General features: G+C 43.0%; 21 protein-coding genes. 9 read left to right on the forward strand and 12 right to left on the reverse strand.

The genetic code is table 11. The features are described from left to right. The first annotated feature begins 13 nt into the window (after positions 1 to 13). The 5 genes from thiE to hemE all read left to right on the forward strand — a co-directional run bounded on the left by thiE (position 14) and on the right by hemE (position 9437). The gene (gene thiE, locus Q8J82_RS13005; RefSeq protein WP_305326964.1) at positions 14 to 649 is read left to right on the forward strand and encodes a thiamine phosphate synthase; all 636 of its coding nucleotides are present in this window, start codon (positions 14 to 16) and stop codon (positions 647 to 649) included. Continuing rightward, positions 646 to 1935 (forward strand): glutamate-1-semialdehyde 2,1-aminomutase, encoded by a 1290-nt coding sequence (gene hemL, locus Q8J82_RS13010; RefSeq protein ID WP_305328450.1) that lies wholly within the window; start codon positions 646 to 648, stop codon positions 1933 to 1935. Before thiE ends, hemL begins: the two co-directional genes overlap by 4 nt. Before the next feature lie 137 nt (positions 1936 to 2072). After that, positions 2073 to 6773: a glutamate synthase-related protein gene (locus Q8J82_RS13015; RefSeq protein WP_305328451.1), complete on the forward strand. Its 4701-nt coding sequence runs from the start codon at positions 2073 to 2075 to the stop codon at positions 6771 to 6773. Between the two features lie 53 nt (positions 6774 to 6826). Next, on the forward strand, positions 6827 to 8254 hold the full coding sequence (locus Q8J82_RS13020; RefSeq protein ID WP_304907988.1) for a glutamate synthase subunit beta: 1428 nt from the start codon (positions 6827 to 6829) through the stop codon (positions 8252 to 8254). 118 nt (positions 8255 to 8372) lie between these two features. After that, the gene (hemE, locus tag Q8J82_RS13025) at positions 8373 to 9437 is read left to right on the forward strand and encodes a uroporphyrinogen decarboxylase (RefSeq protein WP_304907989.1); all 1065 of its coding nucleotides are present in this window, start codon (positions 8373 to 8375) and stop codon (positions 9435 to 9437) included. 57 nt (positions 9438 to 9494) lie between these two features. Here hemE and Q8J82_RS13030 read toward each other — a convergent pair whose 3' ends face one another. Beyond that, entirely contained in the window at positions 9495 to 10094 is a 600-nt protein-coding gene (locus Q8J82_RS13030; RefSeq protein ID WP_304907990.1) for a cytochrome b, read from the reverse strand. Between the two features lie 109 nt (positions 10095 to 10203). Here Q8J82_RS13030 and Q8J82_RS13035 point away from each other — a divergent pair, with 109 nt between their 5' ends. Further along, positions 10204 to 11127 carry a quinoprotein relay system zinc metallohydrolase 2 gene (locus tag Q8J82_RS13035; protein ID WP_305328452.1) on the forward strand — a complete coding sequence of 308 codons (924 nt, stop codon included), beginning with the start codon at positions 10204 to 10206 and terminating at the stop codon, positions 11125 to 11127. A 47-nt stretch (positions 11128 to 11174) separates the two neighbouring features. Here Q8J82_RS13035 and Q8J82_RS13040 read toward each other — a convergent pair whose 3' ends face one another. Continuing rightward, positions 11175 to 11543: a DoxX family protein gene (locus Q8J82_RS13040; protein WP_304890793.1), complete on the reverse strand. Its 369-nt coding sequence runs from the start codon at positions 11541 to 11543 to the stop codon at positions 11175 to 11177. A 107-nt stretch (positions 11544 to 11650) separates the two neighbouring features. On the opposite strand from Q8J82_RS13040, the gene Q8J82_RS13045 reads away from it, so the two are divergent. From Q8J82_RS13045 to Q8J82_RS13055, 3 genes are all read left to right on the forward strand, one after another. Continuing rightward, a complete protein-coding gene (locus Q8J82_RS13045) occupies positions 11651 to 12094 on the forward strand; it encodes a GNAT family N-acetyltransferase (RefSeq protein ID WP_304907991.1) in 444 nt (147 codons plus the stop codon). Between the two features lie 92 nt (positions 12095 to 12186). Continuing rightward, positions 12187 to 12738: a formaldehyde-activating enzyme gene (gene fae, locus Q8J82_RS13050; protein ID WP_304907992.1), complete on the forward strand. Its 552-nt coding sequence runs from the start codon at positions 12187 to 12189 to the stop codon at positions 12736 to 12738. 99 nt (positions 12739 to 12837) lie between these two features. After that, positions 12838 to 13068, forward strand: coding sequence for a hypothetical protein (locus Q8J82_RS13055; RefSeq protein ID WP_304890796.1), 231 nt, complete (start codon positions 12838 to 12840; stop codon positions 13066 to 13068). 54 nt (positions 13069 to 13122) lie between these two features. On the opposite strand, the gene Q8J82_RS13060 is transcribed toward Q8J82_RS13055, so the two are convergent. The 10 genes from Q8J82_RS13060 to Q8J82_RS13105 all read right to left on the reverse strand — a co-directional run bounded on the left by Q8J82_RS13060 (position 13123) and on the right by Q8J82_RS13105 (position 23387). Beyond that, positions 13123 to 13413 (reverse strand): YqjK-like family protein, encoded by a 291-nt coding sequence (locus tag Q8J82_RS13060; RefSeq protein ID WP_304890797.1) that lies wholly within the window; start codon positions 13411 to 13413, stop codon positions 13123 to 13125. 2 nt (positions 13414 to 13415) lie between these two features. Further along, on the reverse strand, positions 13416 to 13784 hold the full coding sequence (locus tag Q8J82_RS13065) for a phage holin family protein (RefSeq protein WP_304891777.1): 369 nt from the start codon (positions 13782 to 13784) through the stop codon (positions 13416 to 13418). A 25-nt stretch (positions 13785 to 13809) separates the two neighbouring features. Beyond that, complete coding sequence (locus Q8J82_RS13070) at positions 13810 to 14145, reverse strand: YqjD family protein (protein ID WP_304907993.1); 336 nt, start codon at positions 14143 to 14145, stop codon at positions 13810 to 13812. A 418-nt stretch (positions 14146 to 14563) separates the two neighbouring features. Then, entirely contained in the window at positions 14564 to 15550 is a 987-nt protein-coding gene (locus Q8J82_RS13075) for a transglycosylase SLT domain-containing protein (protein ID WP_304907994.1), read from the reverse strand. Between the two features lie 278 nt (positions 15551 to 15828). Further along, positions 15829 to 16890 carry an A/G-specific adenine glycosylase gene (gene mutY / locus Q8J82_RS13080; protein WP_304891780.1) on the reverse strand — a complete coding sequence of 354 codons (1062 nt, stop codon included), beginning with the start codon at positions 16888 to 16890 and terminating at the stop codon, positions 15829 to 15831. Between the two features lie 58 nt (positions 16891 to 16948). Next, a complete protein-coding gene (locus Q8J82_RS13085) occupies positions 16949 to 19936 on the reverse strand; it encodes an AsmA family protein (RefSeq protein WP_370868659.1) in 2988 nt (995 codons plus the stop codon). A 53-nt stretch (positions 19937 to 19989) separates the two neighbouring features. After that, complete coding sequence (locus Q8J82_RS13090) at positions 19990 to 20634, reverse strand: exopolysaccharide biosynthesis protein (RefSeq protein WP_304890351.1); 645 nt, start codon at positions 20632 to 20634, stop codon at positions 19990 to 19992. 149 nt (positions 20635 to 20783) lie between these two features. Next, positions 20784 to 21611, reverse strand: a complete 828-nt coding sequence (locus Q8J82_RS13095; RefSeq protein WP_304890352.1) for an undecaprenyl-diphosphate phosphatase — start codon at positions 21609 to 21611, stop codon at positions 20784 to 20786. Positions 21612 to 21723: 112 nt separating this feature from the next. Continuing rightward, positions 21724 to 22116 (reverse strand): YidB family protein, encoded by a 393-nt coding sequence (locus tag Q8J82_RS13100; RefSeq protein WP_304890353.1) that lies wholly within the window; start codon positions 22114 to 22116, stop codon positions 21724 to 21726. Positions 22117 to 22160: 44 nt separating this feature from the next. Beyond that, entirely contained in the window at positions 22161 to 23387 is a 1227-nt protein-coding gene (locus Q8J82_RS13105) for a pseudouridine synthase (protein WP_304890354.1), read from the reverse strand. Between the last annotated feature and the right edge of the window lie 254 nt (positions 23388 to 23641).

Here is a 23641-nt window from a genome sequence, read left to right on the forward strand (position 1 = left end):
CGACAAACACCTCATGATTAGTGGTTTATACGCCATAACGCCAGACGAAACCAATACTGATGTACTGCTAAGTAAAATAGAAGCGGCGCTGCAAGGTGGCATCAGCGTGTTGCAGTACCGCAATAAGTTGGCCAGCCATAAGCTTCAAACCCAACAGGCTCGTGCGATATTGCCAATATGCAGGCAATATCGAGTACCGTTCATTATCAATGATTCAGTTAAGCTTTGCATGACTTTAGACGCAGATGGCGTACACATAGGCGCAGATGACGGTAATATAGCAGAAGTTCGTGCAAGAATGGGTTTAGATAAAATCATTGGTGCATCTTGTTATAATCGATTTGATTTAGCCTTGCAAGCGCAACATTCTGGCGCAGATTATGTGGCTTTCGGAGCATGTTTTGCTTCTAATACCAAACCTACCGCACCTGTGGCTAACTTAGATTTATTTAAAATGGCGCAAACGCAGCTGAATATCCCGGCAGTGGCAATTGGTGGTATCACCCTGGAAAATGCTTCGTTGGTGATTGAGGCTGGGGCTAGTTCTATTGCTGTGATTAGTGCTATTTTTAATGCGAGTGACGTAAAATTAGCCGCACAACAATTTTCACAATTATTTAACGATAAAAACTTAAAGACTTCATCATGACATCTACCAATCAAACCCTTTTTGAAAAATCACAAAAACTCATTCCAGGAGGGGTGAACTCGCCAGTGCGTGCATTTAGAAGTGTGGGAGGCACCCCGATTTTTTTCAAAAAAGGCTTGGGTTCTAAACTGTGGGATGTGGATGACAAAGAGTATATTGACTATATCAACTCATGGGGGCCGATGATTGTTGGCCATGCCCATCCGCAGGTGATTAAAGCCGTGCAAGAAGCTGCGGCAAATAGCTTGTCGTTTGGCGCGCCGACTGGTTTAGAGCTTGAAATGGCTGAACTTATCAATAAACTCGTCCCCAGCATGGAGCAGGTGAGGTTAAACAGCAGCGGTACAGAGGCTACCATGAGTGCGATTCGCACGGCGCGTGGCTTTACTGGCCGCGATAAAATCGTGAAGTTTGAAGGCTGTTACCACGGCCATTCAGATGGTTTGTTGGTGAAAGCGGGTTCAGGGCTGCTTACTTTTGGCGAGCCAGACTCCGGCGGCGTTCCTGCGAGTGTGGCTGCTCACACTTTAACGCTTGAATATAACAATACGCTGGCGCTTAAGGATTTATTCAGTCAAGTGGGTGATGAAATCGCTTGTGTGATTATTGAGCCGGTTGTTGGCAATATGAACTTAATTGTGCCGCACATGGAGTTTTTACAAACCTTACGTGAGTTGTGTACTAAACACGGCACAGTGCTGATTTTTGATGAAGTCATGACAGGCTTCCGTGTGGCATTAGGCGGTGCGCAAGCGATGTATAACATTAAGCCCGATATGACTACGTTGGGTAAAGTAATTGGTGGCGGCTTGCCGGTAGGTGCGTTTGGTGGACGAAAAGATATTATGCAATGTCTCGCACCTGTCGGTAAGGTTTATCAGGCTGGCACGCTGTCAGGCAACCCGGTAGCGGTGACCGCTGGTTTGAAAACGCTGGAGCTGATTCAGGCGCCAGATTTTCACGCCAAACTAAGCATGCAAACTACTAAGCTGGTCGATGGACTAAAAGCCGCAGCAAAAGAAGCGGGCGTGATTTTTAACGCACAAAGTGTAGGCGGCATGTTTGGGCTGTATTTCTGCGAAAAATGCCCAACTTCTTATCATGAGATGATGCAATCTAATAAAGAGCACTTTAATCAATTCTTCCATAGTATGCTTGATAGCGGAATTTATTTAGGCCCTTCGGCGTTTGAAGCAGGTTTTGTGTCAGCCGCACATTCTGATGAAGATATAGCAATTACTATTGCTGCAGCTAAAAAAGCTTTTCTATCGATAGCGGTGTCTTAGACAGTAGTGATTAAATTCGCCTGCATTGCATTGATGTTTATAAAAATAATCTGAAACTTTAGGCTCTATCTTATTGAACACATAGGCATTAAGCGGTAAACTTAAAGGTTCCGCTAAATGTTTTGTGACTAGATAATATGGCATCAGATTTAAGTAGTTCAATCAACCTAAATTCAAGCAACCTGAATTCAAACAAATCAGTCAAGCAAGGTCTGAACAGCCTCGCTCCAACTCAGCAGGGCTTATACAGCCCTTCTAACGAACGCGATGCTTGTGGTGTTGGTTTTGTGGCGCATATCAAAGGCAAAAAAAGCCATGATATTGTGCAAAAAGGCTTGGAATTACTCACTAACTTAACGCACCGTGGGGCAACAGGTTATGACCCTAAGTTGGGTGATGGCGCTGGTTTGCTCATGCAAATGCCTGATGCATTTATGCGTAAAGAGGCAGCCAAACTCAATATTAATCTGCCAGCTGCCGGGCATTATGCCGTGGGTAATGTGTTTTTACCGCAAGCTGTAAAAAACCGCAAAGCATGTGAAGCGTTATTCACAAAAATCATCGCGGAAGAAAATCAAACATTATTAGGCTGGCGTGATGTGCCGGTTGATAACAGTAACATCGCCCAGGCTGCACGTGATGTTGAGCCTACCATGCGCCAGGTGTTTATCGCCTCTGCCAGCGCAGATCAGGATGTGTTTGAGCGTAAGTTATTTGTCATTCGTAAGCGTATTGAACATGCGGTACGCGCACTTGAGTTAAAAGATAACGCTGCGTTTTATATGCCTTCATTATCCTCACGTACCATTGTTTACAAAGGCATGTTGCTGGCAAATGAGGTTGGTGTTTATTACAAAGATTTAAGTGATGGAACCGTTGTTTCAGCGCTTGCGCTGGTACATCAGCGCTTCTCTACCAATACATTTCCGGCATGGGATTTAGCGCATCCGTTTCGCATGATTGCGCATAACGGTGAGATTAACACCATCCAAGGTAACGTGAACTGGATGGCTGCTCGTCACGAAACGATGAAATCCAGTCTGATTGGTGAGGATTTAGAAAAACTATGGCCATTGATTGTTGATGGCCAATCAGATTCAGCCTGTTTTGATAATTGCTTGGAGTTGCTGGTCGCTGGTGGCTACAGCTTGCCGCATGCAATGATGTTGCTGATTCCTGAGGCTTGGGGTGCAAAAGATGCTGACGGTAATCCGCTGATGGAAGAAGAGCGTCGTGCATTCTATGAATATCATGCCGCATTGATGGAACCATGGGACGGGCCCGCGGCAGTAGCATTTACTGATGGCCGTATGGTTGGGGCGACCTTAGACCGAAATGGATTGCGCCCTGCACGTTATCTGATAACCGATGATGACATCGTGATGATGGCCTCTGAAATGGGCGTGATTACCTTTCCGCAAGAAAGAATTGTTAAGAAATGGCGTTTAGAACCAGGAAAAATGCTGTTGATTGACATGGAGCAAGGGCGCATTATTGAGGATGCCGAGGTGAAGGGTGCGCTTTCCAGCGCCAAGCCTTACAAGCAATGGTTAGAAAAAACACGCTACTTTTTGAGTGATATGCCAAATGTAGACAATAGTTTGGATATGACGGTTAGTTTGCTGGATGCACAACAGGCATTTGGTTACACACAGGAAGACATTAAATTTGTGTTGCAACCGATGGTGCAAACTGGCGAAGAAGCTTATGGCTCTATGGGTAACGATGCTGCATTGCCAGTGTTATCAGCGAAACCTAAGCTTTTATATAACTACTTCAAGCAGTTGTTCGCACAAGTGACTAATCCACCAGTCGACCCAATCCGTGAAGAGTTGGTCATGTCGCTGGTTACCTTTATTGGCCCTAAACCTAACTTGTTGGCAGTGGATGAAGTCAAGCCATCTATGCGGCTAGAGGCCAGCCAGCCGGTATTGACGCTAGAGGAGTTGGAGCAGTTAAAGGTGATTGCTACTCTCACACAAAATCAGCATAAATCCCTGGTGCTAGATATTACTTACCCAGCTGAGCAAGGTAAGGCGGGAATGGCTGCCGCAGTAGCAAACATTACAAGTGCCGCAGAAAATGCCGTGAAAGAGGGCTTCAATATCCTCATCCTTTCTGATAGAAGCATGAGCGAAACGCGTCTGGCAATCCCCGCATTGCTGGCTTGCTCTGCAACGCATAAGCATTTGGTACAATCTGGCTTAAGAACCAGCACAGGTTTAATAGTTGACACCGGATCAGCTCGAGAAGTCCATCATTTTGCGCTGCTTGGTGGTTATGGTGCAGAGGCAGTTTGTCCGTGGTTAGTGTTTGAAACCATTAAACACATGGATACAAAAGATACATACGAAGCTGGGAAGAAGTTTGTAAAAGCGATAGGCAAAGGCTTGTATAAAGTCATGTCTAAAATGGGTATTTCTACTTACCAGTCATACTGTGGTGCGCAAATATTTGAAGCAATTGGTTTAAATAGCGCGTTTGTTAATCAGTACTTTACTGGCACTGCGACCAATATCGAAGGTATCGGTCTGGATCAGGTAGCTGAAGAAACTGTACGTTTACATAGTGCTGCCTTTGGTGAAGACCCGGTGTTGGCGAACAGCCTGGATGCAGGCGGTGAATATGCTTTCCGCGTGCGTGGCGAGGAGCATACCTGGACACCAGATTCTATTGCTAAATTGCAAAATGCTACACGTACTGGCCAATATGAAACTTACAAAGAATATGCGAAATTGATTAATGATCAAACGCGTCGCCACATGACGTTGCGCGGCTTGTTTGACATTAAGCCAGCAAGTTTGCCTATTCCACTGTATCGCGTTGAATCAGCTAAAGAAATTGTCAAACGCTTTGCGACAGGCGCGATGTCGCTGGGTTCAATTTCAACAGAAGCCCATGCTACGCTGGCAATTGCCATGAACCGAATTGGCGGTAAATCAAATACGGGTGAAGGTGGCGAAGATCCTAAACGTTTCATTCCTGTGACTAGCGGCACTAGCGTAGCTGCTGTTATTGGCCATAATTTGATAGAAAAAGACATACCGCTTAAGGTAGGCGATTCTATGCGCTCTGCGATTAAGCAAGTTGCTTCTGGTCGTTTTGGTGTAACGGCTGAATACCTGTCTAATGCCGATCAAATCCAAATCAAAATGGCTCAAGGTGCTAAGCCAGGCGAGGGTGGGCAGTTACCAGGTCACAAGGTCTCGGAATATATTGCCAAGTTACGCTTTTCCGTGCCAGGTGTTGGATTGATTTCACCACCGCCACATCATGACATTTATTCTATTGAGGATTTAGCGCAACTTATCCATGATTTGAAAAATGCGAATCCTAACGCCTCTATTTCAGTGAAGTTGGTTTCTGAAACGGGTATCGGCACCGTCGCCGCCGGCGTTGCAAAAGCCAAGTCAGATCACATTGTAGTTGCTGGTCATGATGGCGGTACAGGTGCATCTCCAATATCCTCGGTTAAACATACGGGCACACCATGGGAGTTGGGTCTTTCAGAAACACAACAAACGCTGGTGTTGAATCAGTTGCGTGGTCGTGTAGTGTTGCAAGTGGACGGCCAGATTAAAACAGGCCGTGATGTGCTGATTGGCGCATTGCTAGGCGCAGATGAGTTTGGTTTTGCTACTGCACCGCTAGTGGTTGAGGGCTGTATCATGATGCGTAAATGTCATCTCAATACTTGCCCTGTCGGTGTTGCAACACAAGACCCGGAGTTGCGTAAACGCTTTACTGGTCAGCCTGAACACGTGGTGAACTATTTCTTCTTTGTTGCCGAAGAAGTGCGTGAGCTGATGGCTTCAATGGGCATTGCAAAATTTGAAGACCTGATTGGTCGTGCTGATCTGTTGGATATGCAAGCAGGTATCGATCACTGGAAGATAAATGGTTTAGACTTCAGCAAGGTTTTCCATCTGCCAGAAATGCCAGCGAGTGTGTCACGTAAGAACAATGATGTGCAAGACCATGGCTTAATTCATGCGCTTGATAACAAGTTAGTCAAACTTGCTAAACCAGCTTTAGAAAGAAGCGAGAAAGTAGTGTTAGATCTACCAATCTCTAACACCAATCGTACAGTAGGTACGATGTTGTCACACGAAATAGCGAAACGGTACGGTCAGGCAGGTTTGCCGGATGACACCATACATGTCAAATTTACTGGTACATCTGGTCAAAGTTTTGCGGCATTTTTAGCGCAAGGTATTAGTTTTGAGCTGACAGGTGAAGGTAACGATTATGTTGGTAAAGGCCTATGTGGCGGACGTATTGTAATCAAGCCGCCAGTTGCATTCCGAGGTCTCTCGCATGAAAACATTATAGTTGGTAACACGGTGATGTACGGCGCAACGTCAGGTGAAAGCTATTTCAGTGGTGTGGCTGGCGAGCGTTTCTGTGTGCGTAACTCGGGCGCTACAGCGGTGGTTGAAGGTGTTGGTAACCATGGTTGCGAATATATGACAGGTGGCACTGTGGTGGTGCTTGGCCTAACAGGCCAAAATTTCGCCGCTGGTATGAGTGGCGGCGTGGGCTATGTGTACGATGAAGATGGCGCGTTTGCGAAGCGTTGCAATATGAGCATGGTGTCACTAGAAAAAGTAGAAAATGCAGAATCAAGCATTGGCAAAGTACATCATTTAGATCAGCCAGATGAAGTGACGCTTAAAACGCTGATTGAAAATCATGCAAAATACACAGATAGTGTACGAGCCCACGAAATGCTAGCCGACTGGGCAAATTATAGAGCTAAGTTCATTAAAGTGATGCCGAATGAATATAAACGTGCATTAATAGAACTCGCAGAAGACAAAGCGCTGGTAGCTGCTTAAGGCAGTGTTGAATAAATAGTAAAGACTTTAAATATTGGTAAAGGCTTATTAGTATGGGTAAGGTAACAGGGTTTATGGAATACGCAAGACTGGCAGAAGCAAACTTGCCAGTGACAGATCGTGTTAAAAACTACAAAGAATTTGTATTACATTTAACTGATAATCAAGCCAAGCAGCAAGGCGCGCGCTGTATGGATTGCGGCATTCCATTTTGCACTACGGGATGCCCAATCAACAACATCATTCCAGACTGGAACGATTTGGTTTATCAGCAAGACTGGAAAGCTGCAATTGAAGTGTTGCATTCAACTAACAACTTTCCTGAGTTCACAGGCCGCATATGCCCTGCCCCATGTGAAGCCGCTTGTACGTTGAACATCAACGCTGATCCAGTGGGCATTAAGTCTATTGAACATGCAATTATCGACAAAGCCTGGGAAAATGACTGGGTTACACCACAAATTCCTATACATAAGACTGGTAAAAAAATTGCAATCGTAGGTTCTGGCCCTGCTGGTATGGCTGCTGCACAGCAATTGGCGCGTGTGGGTCACACTGTGGTGGTGTTAGAAAAAAGTGACCGCATTGGTGGCTTGCTGCGTTATGGTATTCCAGATTTCAAAATGGAAAAATCACATATTGATCGCCGCATGACACAAATGCAGGCAGAAGGTGTTGAGTTCCGCGTGAATCAACATGTTGGTGAGAATGTTAAATCAGATGATTTGTTGGCTGAATTCGACGCTGTTGTGTTAGCTGGTGGTGCTGAGCATCCTCGTGATTTACCAGTATCAGGTCGAGAGTTAGATGGTGTGATGTATGCCATGGATTTTTTAACACCGCAAAATAAAGTGGTTGCGGGCGATACTATTGGCAATCAGGTGATGGCAACCAGTAAGAACGTTGTTGTTATTGGCGGCGGCGATACAGGTTCTGACTGTGTGGGTACGTCAAACCGTCACGGCGCCTTATCAATTACGCAATTTGAATTGATGCCACAACCGCCGGAAAAAGAAAATAAAGAAATGTTTTGGCCAAACTGGCCGCTTAAAATGCGTACTTCAAGTTCGCACGAAGAAGGAGCTAATCGTGATTGGTCTATTACGACCAAAGAGTTGATTGGCGAAAAAGGCAATGTAGTTGCTCTAAAAGGTGCAAAAGTAGAGTGGGTAGATGGCAAGATGGTTGAAGTTGCAGACTCTGAATTCACAATAAAAGCAGATTTAGTGCTATTAGCAATGGGTTTTGTGTCACCAATACAAAAATTGCTTGATGTCTTTGGTGTGGAAAAAGACAGTCGAGGTAATGTCAAAGCGACTACCGAAGGTGCTGACAGCTATAAGACCAGTAAAGCAAAAGTATTTGCTGCGGGTGATGTGCGCCGTGGACAATCGTTAGTGGTTTGGGCGATACGTGAAGGCCGTCAGGCTGCTCGTGCAGTAGATGAGTTTCTAATGGGCTCTTCTACACTTCCACGTTAAATTACTAGCTTAAAATTGCAATTAGCTTAGAAATAAAATTATTAGTTAAAGCTAATTAAAAAAATCTTAAGGACGCGAAGTAAAACTATTTTGCGTCCTTTTTTATTAGGTTAATAAAATGAATCAATTAAAAAATGACACGTTCTTAAAAGCGCTTATGCGTCAACCTACGGATTACACGCCCGTGTGGATGATGCGTCAAGCAGGACGCTATTTGCCTGAATATCGAGAAAGCCGTAAAACGGCGGGTAGCTTTTTGCAGTTATGCAAAAATCCGGATTTTGCGACTGAAGTCACCATCCAGCCGTTAGACCGCTACCCATTACTTGACGCTTCCATCTTGTTCTCGGATATTTTGACTGTGCCAGATGCCATGGGCTTAGGCTTATATTTTGAAGAAGGTGAAGGCCCAAAATTCGAACGTACTTTGCAACTAGAAGCGGATATTCAAAAATTAGTCGTACCAGACATGGCTAAATTGCAATATGTGTTTGATGCTGTAAGCAGCATACGTAAAGCACTTGATGGCCGTGTACCGCTGATTGGTTTTTCAGGCAGCCCTTGGACGTTAGCGACCTACATGGTCGAAGGCAAAGGCGGTACGGATTTTTTAACTATAAAAAAAATGGCCTATGCCCGCCCCGATTTATTACACCATATTTTAGAAACTACTGCGCAAACAGTGATTCAATATCTAAACGCACAAATCGCTGCAGGGGCACAAGCGGTGATGATATTTGATTCATGGGGCGGCGCACTTTCACACAATGCTTACACTGAGTTTTCGCTTAATTACATGCAAAAAATCGTAGCGGGTTTAATTAAAAACAATGATGGATGCAAAGTACCTAGCATCGTGTTCACCAAAGGCGGCGCATTATGGCTAGAAGCACAAGCTGAGATTGGCGCAGATGCATTAGGGTTAGATTGGACGGTAGATATTGGGCAAGCACGACAACGTGTGGGCGATAAAATGGCGCTACAAGGCAACTTAGATCCCGCTATTTTGCTCAGCACACCTGAGGCCATTGAGAAAGAGGTTGCCAGCGTACTGGCAAGTTATGGGCATGGTCACGGGCATGTGTTTAACTTAGGCCATGGCATTACACAATGGACGCCACCAGAGAATGCGGCAGCGATGCTAGAGGCGGTTAGACACCATAGTCAGCAGTATCATCAGTAATAAAATTAACAATAAAAAAGCCCGCATCATTTGCGGGCTTTTTTATTGTTAGTTCAATTATTTCAATGACATGCGTTTCAGCGTGTCATCTTTATCAATAAACTTATGTTTTAACGCACCTGCAATGTGCAGGATGATGAATGCCAAAAATAACATGCCAACAATTTCGTGCACCTCTTTAAAAAGTTCACGTAAATTTTTATTATCTAGCCCGGCAATGAAATCAAACCCAAACCACATGACACCATATTTGCTGTTAATCGCCATAATAAGACCACTAACAGGCACGGCAATCATTAATAAATAAAGTAAATGATGAGTGCCAGTAGCGAGTTTTCTCTCCCATGCCTTGTATGAGGCTAGCATGGCTGGCGGGCGATGCGTAATGCGCCAAAGCACACGGACTGCAATTAAGGCTAGCAGGGTTACACCGATAGATTTATGCAGATTATAGTAGAATGTTCTAGGGCTTGCTTCTTCTGCCAGTTGCCAAGTGTAAATGCCTAAGTCAAATAAATCGAAGCCAGTTTGTTTTGCGGCATCTTTCGGGATTTCGCTCATATACCAGCCGAGTGCAAACATTGCAAAAATACCAAGTGCTATAAGTGTATGTAGAATAATGGCTACTTTTGTATAGCGTGTTGAAGCGTGATTCATAGTAATATCCTGAAAGAAATAAATATTATTGTGTGTGATAGGCGTCACAGTCAATAATTGCATAAAGCTGCATCATTCTAATCGGTAACATGCATTTAAGGAATAATTCATGCGAATTCTAATGATAATCATGAGTATGCTGGTTTTTAGTAGCTGCTCTCACGCTCAAATACATTCAGATAACTTTGCTTTAGAAAGTCTAGGCGATGGTATTTATGTGCACCATGGCGTGCATTTAGACATTGATGACGGCTATCACGGTGATATTTGTAATGCTAGCTTTATCGTTGGCAGCAAAGGCGTGGCGGTTATTGATACTGGAGGTAGTCTTAAAGTTGGTCAACAGTTGCGTGAGGCAATACGCAAAGTAACGCCTTTGCCAGTGCTCTACGTGATAAATACACATGTGCACCCAGACCATATTTACGGTAATGCGGCGTTTTTAGCGGATAAGCCTCAATTTGTTGGCCATGATAAATTAGCGACAACTATGGAGCTGCGTCATGAAGCATACGCTAAATTAAATGCAAGGCTATTGGGTGACGATGCCAAAGGCAGTGAGCTTGTAAAGCCTTCAATGACGGTTAAATCAACGCTGGAGTTAGATTTGGGTGACAGAAAGCTTATGCTGACAGCTCACCCGGTAGCGCATACCAATACGGATGTTTCTGTGATGGAAAGTAAGGCTGGTACATTGTTTGCAGGAGATTTGTTGTTTATCGAGCGTACGCCAGTGTTAGAGGGCGACATTAAGGGCTTAATAGCCGAAATTGAAAAACTGAAAAGCAGCCCTGCTAAACAGGTTGTACCTGGGCATGGTCCAGTCACTAAAAATTGGGTTGAAGCGCTAAATAATGCACAACGTTATTTGAACGTGCTTTTAACAGACATACGTGCGAGTATTAAAAAAGGTGAAAGCATGGAGTCCGCAATGAATACCGCTGCGGCTTCAGAAAAAGATAAATGGGTGTTGTTTGATATTGCTAACAGGCGCAACGTGAATACGATTTACCCCGCACTTGAGTGGGAGTAAATCAGAAATAAAAAAGCGGCCTCATGCCGCTTTTTTATTGGAAGATATTATTTTTTGATGTTATCAATACTACATGCAGTAACAGGATTTAAATAAAGCATGAGCAGGCCACCTGCAATAGCTAAGTATTGCAATACTGGTAAATGTAGTAAAAAAGAAATGATTACGGCATAAATCGCCATGAATAATGCAAAAAACTTAGTTTTATAACCAAAAAATAAAGCTAAACCACCAACTAACTGCACCAAAATAATCAGTGGCGCAAAAATACTAGCCAACCCCAAGCTGCCTAATCCAGCCTGATATTGCGCATAGCCGTCTGGGTTACCAAAAAAGCCGATAATCAGCATGGTAATTTGTAATAAAAAAACTTGAGCGAGTAAAATGCGGGCAAGAGCCGTTAAATAGCGTTGCATAATTTAACCTTTTATAGTGAAATCAAATAAAAAATAATAGCCAGCATAATGCACTGAACACGCTAAAATCGCAAGTGTGCACAGACTTTAGACCGAATATCGATGGCATGAAAATTAAACACGTAAATACTCAAAAAGTGACTATTAAACAAGTGACTTGGCAAGATGCAGAAATTGAACTACGGGCAGTAAGAACGCCAGTATTTATAAATGAGCAGTTCGTTACGCCTGAGTTTGAATGGGATGAAATCGATGCTGATGCTGTGCATTTTCTCGCAATGTTTGAACACCAGCCTATCGCTTGTTTGCGCATTATCAATTATCAAAAAATTGGTCGTATGGCTGTACTTAAGCATTGGCGTGGTGCCGGGCTGGGGACAGCTCTATTGCTAGAGGCTATCAAACTCTGCAAAAAGAATGGTAGTAAGATTATTTATTTGTCAGCACAAACGCATGCGATTGATTTTTATCAAAAAGCTGGTTTTAGCCAAACTAGCGATGAATATACAGATGTAAATATTCCACATGTGGATATGCAGCTTGATTTATAGCTGTATTTAAATTGTAGTTGCAATTAAATTGAAACCAAGTCTAAGCCTTTGGTAAAATGATGTTTTATTTAACATCAATGAAGAGAAAAATTATGTCAAAAATCGTGTTTAAAGCTGGTGAAGCAACTGTTTACTCTGAAGGAAAAGACGTGACTGCTGCCATGCCAGAAATCTTAATCGGCAGTGTAGATGGTCCTGTTGGGCAAGCATTTGCTAACATGATGGCGCAAAGTAAAGGCCACACAGCAATGTTTGCAGTGCGTGACATTAACCAATTAGTGCGCCCAGCTTGCATGATGGTGCCAAAAGTAACACTAAAAGGTAGCACCGATGTTGGTTTATTCGGCGGTGTGGTGCAAGCAGGTGTTGCAGATGGTATTTTGGATGCCGTCATTGAAGGCATTATTCCTAAAGATCAAGTGAATGATTTGTGTATTGTTGCATTATTGTGGATTGATCCAGGTTGTATCGAGCTAGAAAAAGCGGGCACATTAGATAAAGCTGATTTGTACAAGAACAACTACGAAGCGATTAAACTAGCGCTTAAACGCGCATTAAACGATGAGCCAACGATTGATGAGTTGATTGCAAACCGTCATAAAATCAAACATTGCATGTGGGAAGAAAGCTGGGGCGAGATTTAGTTTGAGAAATAGCTAACAGAGGGCATTGTGGCCAAATTTTGACAAATTTTATTTTAGATTTGATATGATGAAATCTGAGACACGATATTCGGGAGATATATGGCAGAACAAAATGTATGTATGGAAGCATTCGAGCGGCTTTGCGAAGATGTAAATACTGACCAGAAGTCTGCCATAAATCAATCGGATTACTGGTTGTTTGAACTGGGATTTAGATCTGCTATTGAAGAGCTCTTATCAATTGCGGATACGGGAATACAGCCTAAAAAATTCGTGTCACCACGTTTTCAAATGTTGGCAGATAAAATTTTGAACTCACGTCTTCATTAAATAAAAAAGCGGCCTAGGCCGCTTTTTTATTGGTGCTTAATTTAATACAAAGATTTAACTTTTGATTAACAACTTGCGAAAATTACGCGCTAGTAAAAATGCTCCCCATCCCCGCTGCAGCCATTTTCCCACACGAGTAGGGCGCAGTATGCCAAATAAAGCTGCTACACCAATTGCTATAGATGGGCGTTGTTTAACATAACGCGCTATCGATAAGCCGCGATCCGCCAATGATAAAGTTGAGCGTAAAGGTTCCACCTCTTGAGCTAACGCCGTACGTTGTTCTGCAGCTTGTGATATTAGCTGTTCACGCCGTTGTGATATGAGGGCTAATTTTTTTTCCATTTTTACGAATCGAGATGCTGTTTGTCTTTAGCCAATTCAATTAAGCTTGCCTTAAATAACCTTGGCATAGCCTTCAATGCACGTATTGCAAGCCCGCAAAGGACTGCACCAGCTACTAGAAAAATGCTTGTTAACAGCCCTAACACTAACAGGCGATGGGTATCCCAAAAAGCAACCACAATAAAAATAGCTAACAATACTACACCAACGCAAAGGCAAAAAAGTGAGACAAAAGCCATCACCAAAAGCGACATGAGCCGCTCTCTACCCTCCTCTAAATCTGTTGAGAGAATATCCAGACGAGTATGCACAACAGCAACCAAAGTTGCCGCCATATTTTTAATGGATACAAATAAACCTTCATCTGCCATGTTAGGTTCTTTCCTCAAATCTAGCCTAGCGCCTGCCTATGAGAAGGCCAATCACAAGACCTACACCAGCGGCAACGCCAACAGATGCCCATGGATTTTCGTGCACATACTCATCGGTAGCTTTAGCGGCTACTTTAGATTTCTCGATTAAAGCATCCTGAGCCTCAGCCATTTTTTCCTTTGCCACAGCAAGTGACTCTTCTGCTCTAGTTCGTAAAGTTGCAAACGCTTCACCGCCCTGATTGGCTGTCGCCTTAATCAGCGCCTCAGCATCGGCTACTACTACCTTAAAGTCAGCTATTAGCTGTTCTTTGGTAACATCAGAAAATTCAGTGCCTGCGGGTAAATTTTTCAAACTCATTGACGTTTCTCCTTGTAGTTTAGTCGTAATACTATGATTGCGCTAATGATGCAAAAAAACAAGCCCTGCTAAAATAAAATGCGAATTTTTAAATTAGAGTTGCCTATTCATTCATTACATTTAATCCAGTTCGTTTTGTCTATGTTTTCGTGTCGTTCGATATTGATTCATCATACGCTGAATTTTAGTTAATTTATTGATATAGAACAAATAACCATATGAAGGAATATCACTATGGCCGTTAAATCTATTTCATTTTAGGAGTGTGTATTGACTGCTGAAAAATTCGGCGAAGAAGTATAGTCAATAATATAGTCAAGTCAGATCCAGTAAGGCCTAGAAGGCGAAATGAATTTAGAGTTAAATGTTATTTAACCAGTACTTGAAAACTACAATTTAAATTTAAAATATGTAATTTTTAAATTGTAGTTTTTCTAGGCAAGCTAAGTAAAGGCGATGCTTTCACTAGATTTTCTTTGTATGGGTGAGTCGTCTTGTTATAAAGTTTGGTAATTTTTTGTACGTACTTTTGTGTTTCGGCATAGGGAGGGATGCCCTTATACTTATTTACCGCACCTTCACCGGCGTTATAGGCGGCAGCCACTAATTGAACATCACCTTTAAAATAAGCAAGCAGCCATTTTAAATATGACAGCCCCCCCTTGATATTGTCCTCCGCCTTGTATGCGTCTTTTACGCCAAAACGTTCAGCCGTCTCGGGTATCAGTTGCATCAAACCCTGTGCATTTTTTGGTGAGGTTGCCATCGTATTGAATCTTGATTCCACTGCTATGAAGGTCATTGCCAGATTAACGTCTATATCGTAGCGTGGCGCAAGCTTGTTAACTAGCTTGAGAATATTGCCCTGAGCATTGAAAAGTTTCGTTGTTTCAACAGAAATAGATTTTTGTTCAATCTCAGCAGTTTCTGAATTTGGCGCAATTGCCACTGGAGCAGGCGGATCAGGTAAGAGGCAGGCAAGTAAAGGCGCTTGTGATGACAGGCTAGAAATTGTAGCAAGCGATTCTTTCGCACGGGCATGCCCTTGCTCCGCAGCCATAGTAAACAGTTGTCCAGCAATCTGTTCATCTAATGGCACTCCGCGCCCATTGGCATACATCCAGCCTAGTGCATACTGTGCATCGGCATCACCAAATTTTGCTGCACGGCAATAATCTGCTGCAACCACTGCATAATCTTTAGGCGTGCCTTCGGAATTTTTGAATTTAAATGCCATTGCTACTAACATAGAATTCGGATTTTTGAGAGATTTTTTTGTATCTTGCGCACCTAAATTAGGTGCTGCTAACGGCGCAGCTGAATTTTCGGTACTTTTCTGCAATTCGGTTGAAGGCTCACCAGTTGAGGCTTCAACTTCATTCGCCATAGTATTTGTGCATGCCATTAGCCCTACCAAGATCACTAATGGCTTTATACAAGATAAGTTTAAATAGTTTTTCATTGGTATAGTTAGGTCTTTACATTCAATATTTTGTTGATTAGCACAACAAAATATCTATATTTATCAGGATGATAAGTCTATCGGTTTCAGTGCAGGAATCAATGACCCGTTTGGGTCATTTGCCTTCAAGTCGTTGACGTTGATTAAACTGCAGCAATAGAAAAATAAAGTAGCTGTAGTTTAAAAAAGTTTAGATGAATGGATTTGGCTTAAACACCAATCTAAATGGAGTTTTTATTTTGTAGTAAGTTTAAAATTTTACGTATTGGTGCAGGTATGGCTGCACCGATAGCATCTTCAACAGCTATCCACATTTTGCCTGGCTCACTAACCTTAGTATCAAGTTTTAATACCTCTAAGGTTTGTGGTTGAATGTGGAGTTTAAAGTGAGTAAAAGTGTGGCTTAGTATTGGTAGTGTAATGCCAGCTTTTGCGATGATGCCAAATTGATTCAGCACTATTGATTCAACCTGATGGTTAGTTTCAACTTCAGGAAAGCTCCACAGCCCTCCCCAAATGCCAGTGGGAGGACGTTTTTCCAGCATAACTTGATCGCCACGCAAAAAAATCAACATGGTGATGTTTTTTTCAGGAACCACCTTGCGAGGTTTCGGTGTTGGTAATGCATGAACACGCTGCTGTTTGTATGCCTCACAAGTGCCGTTTAAAGGGCACTTGCTGCATTTAGGATTGCTTCTGGTGCAGATTGTTGCACCCAAGTCCATTAAGCCTTGCGTGTACGCGACTATGCTTTTGTTGGTGGTTTGCTTTGGCAGTAATTTTTCAGCTAACACCCAAAGTTCTTTTTCAATTTTTGGCGCACTTGGCCAGCCTTCTACAAAAAAATGTCTAGCGAGCACACGTTTTACGTTGCCATCCAAAATGGTTTGCACTTGGTTGAAGGAGAATGAGGCAATTGCTGCGGCGGTCGAGCGGCCTATGCCAGAAAGCGTTTGAATTGTGTCAAAATCCTGTGGAAATTGTCCGCTATGTTCATCCATAATGGTTTGTGCAGCATTGTGTAAATTTCGTGCCCTAGAGTAGTAGCCTAGTCCACTCCAATGCTGTAACACGTCATCTTGCGTGGCGCTGGCAAGGGCGGCTATGGTCGGGAAGCGCACCATGAATTTGCTGTAATAACCAATAACAGCAGATACTTGGGTTTGCTGAAGCATAATTTCGGAAACCCAAATCGCATAGGGGTCGGTAGTATTTTGCCATGGCAGATTGTGTCGCCCGTGTTGCTTTTGCCAAACAATCAAGCGGCTGGCAAAGTCAGTCATACATAACCCTGACTAGCCGCAAGTGATGCTGGTAAATACTATACGCATCATTAGATACTTAAAAGTTAAGTAATTTCTTAAGTTTTTTCTCGGCTTTTTCTTTAGCCTGGTCTTCTAAAGATTTAGGCGGTTCGGCAGGCGCAGCGGGCTGTGCTGTACTATCAGCATTTGTTGGTGTTTCTGGTGCGGCAGTATCAGCTGGTTTTTTCTTACCCAATAAACCTTTTATCGCATCCACTTTATCTCCGCCGCCTATCAATTCTTTAACGGCAACGCCTTTTTCGCCGCCCACTTTGTCCAGCAGGTTAGATTTTGCTAGCGCTGCACCTACCGCTGCAAAGTCCATACCATATTTAGGATTGGAAAATGTGCCTGTAATTTTTACTGGAATGGCAAAGCCTGCAAGTGCATCAAGATCTGCGCCGCCTTGCCCACTGAGAGATTTAACAATGGTAGGTTTGGCTAGGTAGTTGATAGACTCATTACCAATATCAATGTCACCACGGCTATCACCTTTTGCCAAGCGAAGAATCGGTGCTTTCATGGCTAAATCTTCGTTATGAGCAACACCATTTTTAATATCAAAAGTAGCCGTTAGCTCACTGAAGTCAGTTTTCTTTTTACTATCCGCATCAACGCTATCTTTTGCTTTAAGCACATTCACTTTGTTTTTAAGTTCACGAATGCTACCCGCAATATCTACACCCTTTAGTGCACCATCAGCCAAGTTAAGTGAAGCGTTACCTGCCAAAGCTTTTTTAAGCGCACCCACACTGTTGCCTGATGTAGAGACATCAATATTGACTGTGCCTTTACCTTCTAACATATTGTTATTGATGGCATCTACCATCAACGGTCCAATCGATACGGCCTTCATGCTTTGCTTGAACGTGATGCTAGGTGTGGTGCGAGCATCTACTTTTAACATGCCGCTCATGCTGCCTTGATACAAGTTTGCAGAAAACGGTGATAGTGTTGCTACGCCATTTTCTGCTTTTAAGCTTAGATTCACGTTTTCAGTTTTAACATTTGCTAATTTAAGCCAGCCGATTTTCGCCTCGCCTGAAGCGTTCAACTTTTTTAAAGCGCTCAAATCAATGGGAGTATCGCCTGTGCTTTTTGCAGTGGGCGTGCTATTTTTAGTGATGTATTTATCGGCATCCAGCTTATCAATATTGACGTTAAAACTGTAAATCGGGTCATTAAATCGGGAAACAGCCACGTTGGCATTTACCTGGCTATCATCCACTTTTGCGGCAAGTGGATTCAGGCTTAATTTTTCGCCATCGGCTTTCAGATCAATACGAATATTAGAGGCTTTGGTTTTTCCATATTTCAGATTACCAATACGCAATGATCCATCTGCATTAAGTGCTTTAAGTGTACTTAAATCCAGTGGTTTATCGCTTGCTTTACTATTAGCAGGCGCGCTGCTGGTGCTGACATATTTATCAACATCCAGTTGATCAATATCGATATCAAAAGTGTAAAGGGGTTTTGCAAAGTTGCTGATACCTATTCTACCTTTGATTCTGCTATCGTCTAATTTTACGTCAAGACCAGTTAATGCCAGCCTTTCGCCGTCAGCTTTAATATTGACGTTTAAACCTGAAATTTGGTATTTATCATACAAAATACTGCCCACATTTAGTTTGCCGTCTAACAACAGCGCTTTAAACGCACTCAGATCAGCAGGCTTGTCGTCACCTTTAGCGGCTGGCTGAGTTGATTTAGCCATTAGTTTATTCAGGTTGAGCTTGTCGGCATTTAAGTTGAATTTAATGCTGGGTTTTTTAAAGCTTGTTACGGCCACATCACCATTGAGCTTAGTTTCGTCGATATTTAAGTTAAATTTGCTATTAGCTAATTCATTTTTAAGATCTGTATGCAGCGATAAATCAAATCGACCTTGCATAGCGCCATTAGGTAAGCTTGGGTCTTTTATATCTAAATTGCCCGCAAGTTTGGGTAAGTCAAAAATCAGGTTCTCAAGATTGCCAGTAAAGGGAGAGGAAAATTTACCGTTAATGGTGCGCTTGCCTTGCACGCCAGCAATGTCGCCTGTAATACCGCTGCTTTGCAATGCCTTTGGCGATCCTTTAATGTCAGCCAAAACCAAATTTGCTTTGAAAGTGTCGCCAGCTTTATCTTGCGATAGGCTCACCGTTACTTTTTTACCGGTAACTTCATCTTTTTGCGCCACTAATTCAGGTGCATTTAAGTCTATTGTGAGTTTTGCGCCACTAAACTGTCCTGAAGCAACTAATTTTAAACTGTCGATTAAAAACTCACGTGTTTCTGGTTTGGCATCAATATCACCACTGGCAGTAATATCAACATTTTTACCACCTAATAAATCACCTTTAATCTTGGCATCTAAGCCTTTAGCAACAAAGTGTTTAGTTGTAGGGTCTACTAAAAAGTTACCTTTTAATTTTGCATCTGCCACTATTTCAGGCTGGCTAGCACTAATTGTGAAGTCAGTGGCTAAGTCTACAGGTTCAGCCAAGGCAATGTGACCCGATGTTAAATTGAACTTAGACAGCGCGTATTTGGCACCTGATCCTTCATCAGTGTAGTTCACCGCAGAGTTGCTGACTTTAACGCCGTCTACATCAAATTTAATATCTTGTGACTCTTCATCATCTTTAGAGAGTAAATCATCAAAGTTTGTGCTGCCATCTTTGTATTTAACGATGTTGGCTTGCGCACCATCAATGTAAATGGTGTCTACAATCAACTCTTTTTTGAGAAGCGGCAGCAATGCAAGTGACACTTTAACGCTGTTGACCGACGCGAATTCTTTGCTATTTTTATGTTCAGACAGAGAAATTTTACCTAAATCCGCGCCTATTTTTGGCCAAAAGGCTAGTTTGATGTCACCGTCTAATTTTAGTGTTCGTTCCTTTTTTTCTTGTACCAAATCAATGACTTTTTGCTTGTAATCGTTTGGGTTAAAGGTCACGGCAATAATCGTTACTACTAACAAAACCAGGCCAATCAAGCCACCTAGAACGTATGCGGAATATTTAAGAAGTTTTTTCATCATCACTCTCACTACAAGATATGCAAAATTTTAACACTAGAATCAGTCTGGCACTATTTCCAGAAAAAATGGTTGAATGCAACAACGCCAAATTTTAATATTAGATATGCCAGAAGACTGTAAAAAATAATCGTCAGCACTAAACAGATTAGTGCAAAAATGACCATCAAGCCATCACGTTCAACTTCACCCGTGCAATAAAATAATACGGCCAAGCTGGGAAACAGGTTTTTGAATGGCACGACGCCACCAAGTGGAATCGCCACTAGCAAGCCAACCATGATAAAAATAAAACCACCAACTTTTTCTTTTGTTCGGCCTTCAACTAAAAAACTTAAACGTGGTTTAGAAAGTTTACGGAAGAATCGAATGATGTTTAAGCAGGTATTCACTAACGCTTGGCGCATACGTAAACTTAAAGTCACCGTGCGAATCTTTTGTGGCAAGGCCAAATTCGCCTCTCCTTTATAAAGCTGCAAACCTAATGCTACAAATGCCGCACTGCCAACTAAGGCAAACAAGCCTAAAGGAATGGGTTGCAAAAAAGGCAGTATCGCAAGGGTTGCGGTGAGTGTGTAGGCGTTATGGCCCAAGCTATCAAGGGCATCACCAAAGGCTAATGGCTCGGTGGCGGCGGGTGCTGCGAATTGGTTTAAAGTGGCGACTAAATCATCAAATTGACTTGTAGCGTCACTCATGCGAATTTCCAAAAATAGCCTGGCACTTGCATACGAAAAATAATGCGCTATCAAGCAAACGCTTTGAAATCATGTGTGGCAACAAATCACCATAAAAAAGCGAATCATTCAAGTTAGCATTAAGGCTTGTTAAGCTATTGATTGTCACTTTAATGTACAGTCCAATTGACCAAGCCAGTATATGCCGTCACCAATACAATCACACCAAATGCAATTCTGTACCATGCAAAAATTGTAAAATCGTGATGGCTTACGTAGCGAATAAGTGCGCGAACCGCAATCATGGCGCTAATAAAAGCAAATATAAACCCAATCACCAATGCACCTATGTCATCTATGCTTAACAAGGCACGGTCATTGTACATGGAGTAAATCGAAGCAATTCCTAGCGTCGGCACTGCAAGAAAGAATGAAAATTCCGCAGCTGCTTTACGAGATAAGCCAAAAAACAGGCCGCCGATAATGGTAGAGCCAGAGCGTGACATCCCGGGAATAAGTGCAACGGCTTGAGCAAATCCCAATTTCAAAGCATCTAAAGGACGAATGTCATCTACAGTCTCGATGGTGACGGTGTGCTTGCGCTTTTCTGCCCATAAAATAATGAAAGCACCGGCAATAAATGCTATTGCTACTGGCACAGGTTTAAATAGGTATGCTTTTATTTTGTCGCCAAATGCCAAACCTAAAATCGCTAGTGGTAAAAAGGCAATGGAGAGATTGATGATTAGGCGATTGGCGATGGGGTCACGGCCGATGCCGGCAAAAGTGCTTACGAAGCGCGTGCGGTATTCCCATATCACTGCCAACATCGCACCTAATTGAATGGCTATGTCGAACACACCGCGTTTGTCGTGATCCATAAAGTTGAGCAGATCGCCCACCAATATGAGGTGGCCAGTGCTGGAAATGGGTAAAAACTCTGTCGCACCTTCAACAATGCCAAGAATTGCGGCTTTAAGTAATAATGTGATGTCCATGACGGTATTTTAGCAGGTTTGGCTTTTACTATCGGATGGATTTATGTACTTGATTTTTTGCCCATAAAAAAGGGCGATGAATCGCCCTTTTACGTGAATCTGCCTGACTAACTTATTTCAGCATGCCTAAAACCGTGTTGAGTAAATTGCTAGAGTCGCCTGTCACTTCGCCATTTGGCGTCATTTTATCTATCACAGATGGTAAATATTGAGCAATTTGGCTAGTTAATACTTCAGGCTTAATACCAAACTTTTCGGCCATTTCTGCAATTGCACCGCTACCTAATACGCTAGAGATCTGATCTGGTGAAATTGGTAGGTTTGCACCAGTGCTAACCCAAGATGCCGCCAAATCACCAAGGCCGCCCTGCTTGAATTTGTCTAAGACACCATTTAAGCCGCCGTTTTGATTAAACATTTCCATGGCAATTTGTGCCATGCCGCCTTTTTCCCCACCTAATTTACTTAAAACCGCACCTGCGACGTTGTCGAATAAACTCATCATTCATCCCCTTAAAAAGAAAAAACCTGCCTAAGAATTAGCATAACTCAAAAACGTTCGCCGTTGCGCAAATAGCGCCATTGTCCAACAGGTAATTTACCTAAGTTAACACTTCCGATACGCACGCGTTTAAGGCCCACCACATGCAAACCTACCATTTCGCACATGCGGCGAATCTGGCGCTTTTTACCTTCGCGCAACACAAAGCGCAATTGGTCTTCATTTTGCCAGCTGACCTTTGCAGGCTTGAGTTTTTCACCATCTAAACTTAAACCAAAATTCAAGCGTTTTAAACCTTCATCATCCAAAGTGCCTTCAACGCGAACCAGATATTCTTTTTCAACCGTTGAATCTTCACCAATTAAATGGCGTGCCACGCGGCCATCTTGAGTGAGCACTAACATTCCTGTAGAGTCAATATCCAAGCGCCCTGCTGGTGCAAGGCCATTTAGATACCTACGTTGAAACTCTCGCGCATGGTGTTGATTTAACTCGGGATCATCTAGCCACTCGTTATCAGGGTGCACCAACACAATCGCAGGCTGGTATCCATCTTCCGCCTGCCCGCTCACATACCCTACAGGTTTGTGCAAAATAATCGTCACTGTTTCAGCCTGCACTTCATGCGCATAACTGCTGATTACAATTTCAGCATCTGGGTTAATGCGTGTGCCCAGCGTATCAATAATCACGCCATCCACCATCACCCAGCTATTCATAATCCACTCGTCTGCCTCACGACGCGAGCAAATACCACGCTCCGCCATCACCTTAGAAAGCCGTGGTAACTCAGTGCTAATGGATGTGGATTTATACGCAGCTTTTGCTGCAGCACCATATTGTGGCGTGTTTACTGAGTCGTAGCCATCACGCACCTTGCCACCACGGCGAGGCGCTTGACGGTACTGCGGCTCATTTTTGTCAGGACGTGGTGTAATGCGTGTATCAACGCCCTGCGGCCTTGCTTGCCTAGGTTGTTGCTCTCTGTCATCAGCAGATTTTGACGGATATATTGGGCGGGCATTTTGCCCATCATCACCCCGAGTATTTTCACGCGGCTTACCATCGAAGCGATGATTACGTTGCCCAGTTCTAGCGGACGTATGAGCCACAGGCTCTTGCCTTGCAGGCTGCGATTCAGCTATAGCAGGCTTATTCACATTAGGTGGCGTCACGCTTCGGTCACGCTGAATCGTATTTGTGCGACGTACAGGCGCTTTGCTCGCTTTAACTTGCGTATCGTCAGGTTTTTTAGTTAGTTTAATTGTGGTCAAAATAGTCTGTATTCAATTTGGTTGTTGAGCTATTTTAACAAAATTAAGTCCTACTCCTCTATTTATTAAAACAAACGTTTGCATACATTATGTTCGAGCCTTATTTGGTGAGCCAAACTAGGCTCGAACATAGGTTGTATTGGGATGTAGGTAGCATTTGCTACAACTCATCATCTAGACGACAAATCTCTTTAGTTAATATACGCTACGTTGAAATACAGTTCAGATGTCTAAAATAAAGAAGCAGGCACTCG

Source organism: Methylotenera sp. (assembly GCF_030684185.1).
Lineage (GTDB): Bacteria > Pseudomonadota > Gammaproteobacteria > Burkholderiales > Methylophilaceae > Methylotenera.